Annotated in this window: 7 protein-coding genes; all 7 read right to left on the bottom strand. The window is 68.4% G+C overall.

The annotated features are described in order from the left end of the window. Positions 1 to 151 precede the first annotated feature (151 nt). A complete protein-coding gene (ribH, locus tag ABIR74_RS09295) occupies positions 152 to 934 on the bottom strand; it encodes a 6,7-dimethyl-8-ribityllumazine synthase (protein WP_348177348.1) in 783 nt (260 codons plus the stop codon). 156 nt (positions 935 to 1,090) lie between these two features. Beyond that, positions 1,091 to 2,344 carry a bifunctional 3,4-dihydroxy-2-butanone-4-phosphate synthase/GTP cyclohydrolase II gene (locus ABIR74_RS09290; protein ID WP_348177345.1) on the bottom strand — a complete coding sequence of 418 codons (1,254 nt, stop codon included), beginning with the start codon at positions 2,342 to 2,344 and terminating at the stop codon, positions 1,091 to 1,093. 40 nt (positions 2,345 to 2,384) lie between these two features. Then, positions 2,385 to 2,978, bottom strand: a complete 594-nt coding sequence (locus tag ABIR74_RS09285; RefSeq protein ID WP_348177343.1) for a riboflavin synthase — start codon at positions 2,976 to 2,978, stop codon at positions 2,385 to 2,387. A gap of 14 nt (positions 2,979 to 2,992) precedes the next feature. Next, complete coding sequence (ribD, locus tag ABIR74_RS09280; protein WP_348177341.1) at positions 2,993 to 3,931, bottom strand: bifunctional diaminohydroxyphosphoribosylaminopyrimidine deaminase/5-amino-6-(5-phosphoribosylamino)uracil reductase RibD; 939 nt, start codon at positions 3,929 to 3,931, stop codon at positions 2,993 to 2,995. Continuing rightward, on the bottom strand, positions 3,928 to 4,608 hold the full coding sequence (locus ABIR74_RS09275) for a ribulose-phosphate 3-epimerase (RefSeq protein WP_348177338.1): 681 nt from the start codon (positions 4,606 to 4,608) through the stop codon (positions 3,928 to 3,930). The genes ribD and ABIR74_RS09275 overlap by 4 nt, the downstream gene beginning before the upstream one ends. Positions 4,609 to 4,680: 72 nt before the next feature. After that, positions 4,681 to 5,922: a transcription antitermination factor NusB gene (locus ABIR74_RS09270; RefSeq protein WP_348177350.1), complete on the bottom strand. Its 1,242-nt coding sequence runs from the start codon at positions 5,920 to 5,922 to the stop codon at positions 4,681 to 4,683. Next, positions 5,919 to 6,390: formyltransferase family protein (locus ABIR74_RS09265; protein ID WP_348177336.1), on the bottom strand; the 472-nt coding region annotated here is incomplete at its 5' end. The genes ABIR74_RS09270 and ABIR74_RS09265, both read right to left, overlap by 4 nt.

The raw sequence follows: 6,390 nt of genomic DNA, 5'->3' as shown, positions 1-6,390 counted from the left end.
CCCGCGTCCACCGTCGCCCGCGTCCACCGTCGCCCGCATCCAGCGTCGCCCGCGTCCAGCGTCGCCCGCGTCCAGCGTCGCCCGCGTCCACCATCGCCCGCGTCCACCATCGCCCGCATCCGCTTCGCTCGCGCGAGCGTGTGCGTCGCCCCTACCGGGATGCGGCGGCGCGGAGGTTGGCGAAGAGATCCGCCATCTCGAGGCCGGTACGAACCGCCTCGGCCCCCTTGTCGTAGCGACTCTCGGCCTGGTCGGCCCGGTCGAGCGTGAGCAGGCCGAACGCGACCGGGACACCCGTCTCGATCGCCGCCAGCTGCAACCCGCTCGCGGCCTCGCTCGAGACGTAGTCGAAGTGCGGTGTGTCGCCGCGAATCACGCACCCGAGGGCGACGATGCAGCTGAAGCGCCGCGTCTTCGCGAGCGCCATTGCAGCGAGCGGTAGCTCGAAGGCACCCGGGACGGGCATCACGGTGACGGAATCCGGCGTGACGCCTCGGGCGTCGAGCTCCGAGAGTGCCGATTCGAGCAGCGCCGTCGTGGCGTCGCCGTTGAAGCGCGCGACGACGATGCCCACACGCCTGCTCTCACCCTTCGCCTCACCTTCGAGCACTGCGTAGCCCGGCGGCACCGTGAGGTCACCGGGAGCGTGCTGCGAGGACGCAGAAACATGATCGGAGAGGACGACGGGTTCAGGGGCAGCCTCGGTGACCGTTGCCGGCTCCTCATCATCGACCGCCTGCTCGTCGTCGGATGCAGCACCGTCGTCGACATCGAGCGGATCGACCGCAGGCCAGCCGCCGAGGACGTTCTCGCTCGACGCCTCGAGATCCGCTCCGCTCTCGGCCTCGTCGAGCGCCTCCCGGACGGACTCGTCGCTCGCAGGAAGGTCACTGGGCTCGTCGTCCCAGCGCGGCGATTCGTATCGGTCACTCATGCGGCACCAGACTAACGATCGCTCAGGAGGTCTCGCGAGGTGTCCCGCAACGGTAGGCCCGAAATGATCGTTGCGGGACGCCCCACTCCATGTCGATCGCGGTAGTGCGGCATCTCACGACAATCCTTCCTCCTGTTCAGTGTTGCGAGATGCGCACTAGGTGTCAAACCGGATCTGCTGGCATTGCTCGGGCCCGCCGATCGTGTGGCCCATCTTGTCGCGCTTCGACTCGAGGTAGTCGCGATTCTCGGGATTCGGCTCGATCTCGATCGGCTCCTGCGAGACGACAGAGAGGCCGAAGCCGGAGATTCCGCTGATCTTCTTCGGGTTGTTCGTGAGAACCCGGATCGTCGTCAGCCCGAGGTCGGCGAGGATCTGGGAGCCGATGCCGTACTCGCGCGCGTCGGCCGCGAACCCGAGGCGAAGGTTTGCCTCGACAGTATCGAGCCCCTGCTCCTGGAGCTCGTACGCCTTGAGCTTGTTGACGAGGCCGATCCCGCGTCCCTCCTGGGCGAGGTAGAGCAGCACGCCTTTCCCCTCTTCCTCGATGATCCGAAGTGCACGATCGAGCTGCTCTCCACAGTCGCAGCGCTGCGAGTGGAACACGTCGCCGGTAAGGCATTCGGAGTGCACGCGCACGAGCACGTCCTCGGCTCCGTCGACGTCACCCTTGACGAGTGCGACGTGATGCTTCCCCGTCAACACCTCCTCGTACGCAACCGCCTGGAAGGCGCCGTGCTCGGTCGGGAGCTTCACCGAGACGACGCGCTCGACGAGCTTCTCGTGCTTCCGCCGATACTCGATCAGGTCGGCGACCGTGACCATCTTGAGCCCGTGCTGCTCGCAGTAGCCGATCAGGTCGGAAACGCGCGCCATCGTTCCGTCCTCGTTCATGATCTCGCAGACCACTCCGGCCGAGAACAGGCCTGCGAGACGCGCGAGGTCGACAGCTGCCTCGGTCTGCCCGGAGCGCTGCAACACACCGCCGGTGCGGGCTCGCAGCGGGAAAACGTGGCCAGGCTGGACGAGGTCGTAGGCCGTCGAGGTCGGGTCGATCGCGACCTGGATCGTGTGCGCGCGATCGTGCGCCGAGATCCCGGTCGATACCCCCTCCCGTGCCTCGATCGAGACGGTGAAGGCGGTTCCGAAGGGCGTCTCGTTCTGGTCGGTCATCTGACGGAGCCCGAGCTCCTCGCATCGTTCGGGCGTGAGGCAGAGGCAGATAAGTCCGCGACCGTGGGTCGCCATGAAGTTGACGGCCTCGGGCGTGACGAACTGCGCAGCGATCGTGAGATCTCCCTCGTTCTCGCGATCCTCGTCGTCGACGACGACGACGAAACGGCCGGCACGAACCTCCTCGATCGCCACCTCGACGGATGCGAAGACGGAGTTGGGTGCCTCGGTGCTCACGGACGCATCGTACCCCGCCGGAGAGTTCGTCCCGCAGCCGTCATCCGCGATGCGACAGCAAGCGCTCGACGTACTTGGCAAGCACGTCGACCTCGAGGTTCACGATCTGCCCGGGTACGAGCCGGGCGAGCGTCGTCGCCGCGATCGTGTGCGGGACGAGTGCCAGACCGAACGCATCGTCGTGCAGTTCCGCAACCGTCAACGAGACGCCCTCGACGGTGATGGAGCCCTTCTCGACAAGGTAGCGGAGCGTGTCAGCGGGGGCCTCGACGATGACGCGGAGCCCTTCGCCCTCGATCTCGATCGACTGCACTCTCCCGAGCCCATCGACGTGGCCCTGAACGATGTGGCCACCCATCGCGTCACCGGCGCGCAAGGCAGGCTCGAGGTTGACTGCCGTACCTCGACCGAACGAGCCGAGAGTCGATCGCGAGAGCGTCTCCGGCACTGCGTGGAAGGTCAATCGATCCGGCTCGACACGCTCGGCGGTGAGACACACGCCGTTGATCGCGACGGAGCCGCCGACCTCGACGAGCGGAGCCGTCGCGGGCGCTTCGATCTCGAGTCGAATGCCCGCGTCACCACCGGTAACGGCGGCGATCGTGCCGACCTCCCGGACGATTCCCGTGAACATGCCAGAAGGCTACTTCACGGGGCGTGAACGTAGGCCTCGAGAAGCACGTCCCCGCCGATCGGTCGGGCCTTGAGGTGGGAGACCGATCTCGACTCGGAGAGCTCGTCGAGAAACCTTCGCCCCTCCCCCGCGAGCGTCGGAGCAACGAAGACGAGGAGCTTGTCGATGAGATCCGCTTTCAGGAACGCGGTGGCAAGCGTCGGGCCCCCCTCGAGGAGCATCGACTGGACGCCGTCAGCGGCGAGAGCGTCGAGCTCCGCGGCAAGCGGGCCCGACCGGAGCTCGAGGTCGGATCCGGGTGGAAGCGGCCCACGACCGAATGCGAGGCGCCGTGGCTGTCGCACGACCGGGACATCTCGCGCGTCGAGACGCGGCGCATCGTCTCGTACGGTTCCCATCCCGACCGCCACCGCGTCCGAGGCGGCGCGGAGCTCATGGACGAGCCGTCGTGACTCCTCGCCCGTCACCCAACGAGACCCCGGCACGGTCACCCTCCCGTCGAGCGTGGTCGCCACCTTGTACGTGACGAACGGTCGCGCAGAAGCTTTCCAGGTACGCCACGCCTCGTTCTGTCGCCGCGCCGCGAAGCGGTCGACCAGTTCCGCCGCGACGCCGGCTCCTCGAAGCAGCTCGAGCCCTCCAGCAGCCTCAGGGTTCGGATCGAGGCATCCGGCTACGACGCGTGCGACGCCTGCAGCCACGATCGCGTCGACACACGGCGGCGTCTTGCCGTGATGGGCGCACGGTTCCATCGTCACGTAGAGCGTTGCACCACGGGCACGGTCGCCCGCCATTGCGAGCGCCGCGATCTCACCGTGCCGGCCCCCGTAGGGCTCCGTGACGCCTTCCCCGACGACCGCCCCATCGGCGACGACGACAGCGCCGACGGTTGGGTTCGGATAGGCGATGCCCGCGACGGCGGCCGCAAGCTCGAGCGCGCGGTCGAGGCTCATACCCCGGCGGCGGCGATGCGTCGGTACGCAGCCACGGGATCGGGATCGGCGAACACGGCGTTGCCGGCCACGAACACCCGTGCCCCGGCAGCCCGGACGGCGGCGATGTTCTCCTCGCCCACGCCTCCGTCGACCTGGATCGGTACCTCGACGAGCGCCGCGAGCTCGGCGATCCTCACGCACGACTCGGGCAGAAACGGCTGTCCGGAGTAGCCAGGAACGATGCTCATGCAGAGCGCGAGCTCCGCTCCCGCTTCCTCGGCGAATGCGACGGCGTCAACCACAACGGTGACCGGGTTGAAGGCGACACCGACTGCCAGCCCGACCGCGCGCGCAGCCGCGCCGACGCCCCGGGGGTCATCCGTCGCCTCGACGTGGAACGTCACCGAGTCCGCTCCGGAGGACGCGAACTCGGGAAAGTGGTGGGCCGGGTCGGTGACCATCAGGTGGCAGTCGATCACACCGCCTGCGGCGTGGATCATCGGCGCGATCGAACGAAGCACGACGGGGCCGATCGTCACGGGCGGGATGAAGTGACCGTCACCGACGTCGAAGTGGAAGATCCGGCAGCCCGCGGCGAGAAGCGCGTCGATCTGCTCGCCGAGGCGTGTGAAGTCGGCGGCATACAGCGACGGCGCGACCGCGCCCTTCTCGCCAATCCAGGTGTCCCAACCCATGCCACGATCCTACGGGGGTTCACGACGGCCGACAGCTCGAACCTTGTGACGGAATGTCACAAAGTTCGGCCCTCAGGGGACGCGGAGCCGGGCGATGAAGAAGCCACTCGTGCGATGAACGTGCGGGAGCGTTTGGAGGAACTCGGGCCGTGTGCCGTGGCGAAACTGCGGCCACTCCTCGGCCAGCGTGGCGTCGACCTCGAGGCCCGCGGCGTCGACGACGGCCTCGGCTTCGTCGCGGTTGACGGTGCACACGGAGTAGACGATCGTCCCGCCGGAGCGGACGCGCGCGGCCGCCGCACGCAGCAGCTCGAGCTGCAGCTCGGGAAGAGGCTGGGAGCGCCAGCGGAGATCGGGTCGCGCGGCGAGCACGCCGAGACCCGAGCAGGGCGCGTCGACCAGAGCACGATCGAAGCCCGTCAGGTCGAGCGGCAGCTCACGGCCGTCGGCACAGACGACCCGGACGTTCGTCGCGCCGAGGCGACGAACGTTCTCCTCGAGCTCGCGGGCGCGAGACGCACTCGCCTCCACCGCAACCACGTCGCCGGCCAGCATCGTCGCCTTGCCGCCCGGGGCGGCGCACAGGTCGAGAACACGATCTCCTGTCTGCGAGCCGACACAGCGCCCGGCGAGCTGAGAGCCGACGCTCTGCGGCCAGACGCAGCCCTCCTCGAACATCCGGTCGTCCATGTGGTCGACGTGCCACGCCCCCGGAACGTCAGCGTCGGGACGGCCTTCGATCGGGCCTCGAACGAGCCGGACGACGGTCGGCGGCGCCTGATTCTGGGCCTGCATCAATGCCAATGCCCCTTCCGCACCGAGGTCGCGCCACCACGTCTCGGCCACCCAGTCGGGGTACGAGTGGCGAAGGGCAGCCTCCTCCGGCGTGGATTCCGGCAACGCCTCGACACACCCCCTGCCCTCGTCGGCGAGGCGCCGCAAAACCGCGTTCGTAAAGGGCACCGCGCGCTCGAGCCGTGCGCGTCGGACGAGCTCGACGGACTCATTGACCGCCGCGTACCGTGGAACGCCGTCGAGAAATGCGAGCTGGAACGCACCGAGTCGCAACGCGGCGCGCACCGGCTCGTCGAGCTTCCGGACGGGCCGCCGACCCACCGTCTCGATCACGTAGTCGAGAGTCCTGGCTCTCTGCACCGTCCCGTACGCGAGCTGACGAGCGAGCGAGCGGTCGCGATCGTCGAGCGCGGCCGCGGCCGTCCGAAGTGCGCGATCGGTGTAGGCCTCGTGCTCGAACACGCGCCGGATGACATCGTACGCCGCAGACCGCGCCGGCGAGATCGTCGCAGCTTTCACCGCAGCCCGCGAAGCCACGCGGCCGCGTCCATCCGCTGGCCACCATCCGGCTGAACCTCGAGCGGCTCGAATGCGCCGGCCTCCCCGATCCGCGCTCGCCAGATCGTCACAGGCCTGCTGTGGAGGTCGGCGCGAGCACCGATGTGAGGTGACAGGGCACGGACGCGACGGACGAGCGCGACCGGGTCATCGGCGAGGTCGAGTTTGCGATCGTCGCTAACGATCTTCTCGGCATAACTGACGCCCTCGGTCGCCTGGGGGACGAAGTGCCGCGAACTTTCTGCAAGAACGTCGTCGAGCAGTTCAACGGCGAACCGCGCCGCCTGCGCGAAGATCGCGGCGGCATCGTCCCCGTCTCCGATCGGAAACGCCCGCTGAGCCGCAATCGGGCCCGCATCGAGCTCCTTCACAGTCTCGTGAATCGTGACCCCCGTCTCGGTGTCCCCTGCGAGGATCGCACGCTCGACG

This window comes from Gaiella sp. (genome assembly GCF_039915195.1).
Taxonomy (GTDB): domain Bacteria; phylum Actinomycetota; class Thermoleophilia; order Gaiellales; family Gaiellaceae; genus Gaiella.
This window is presented reverse-complemented; position numbering and strand designations above follow the sequence as displayed.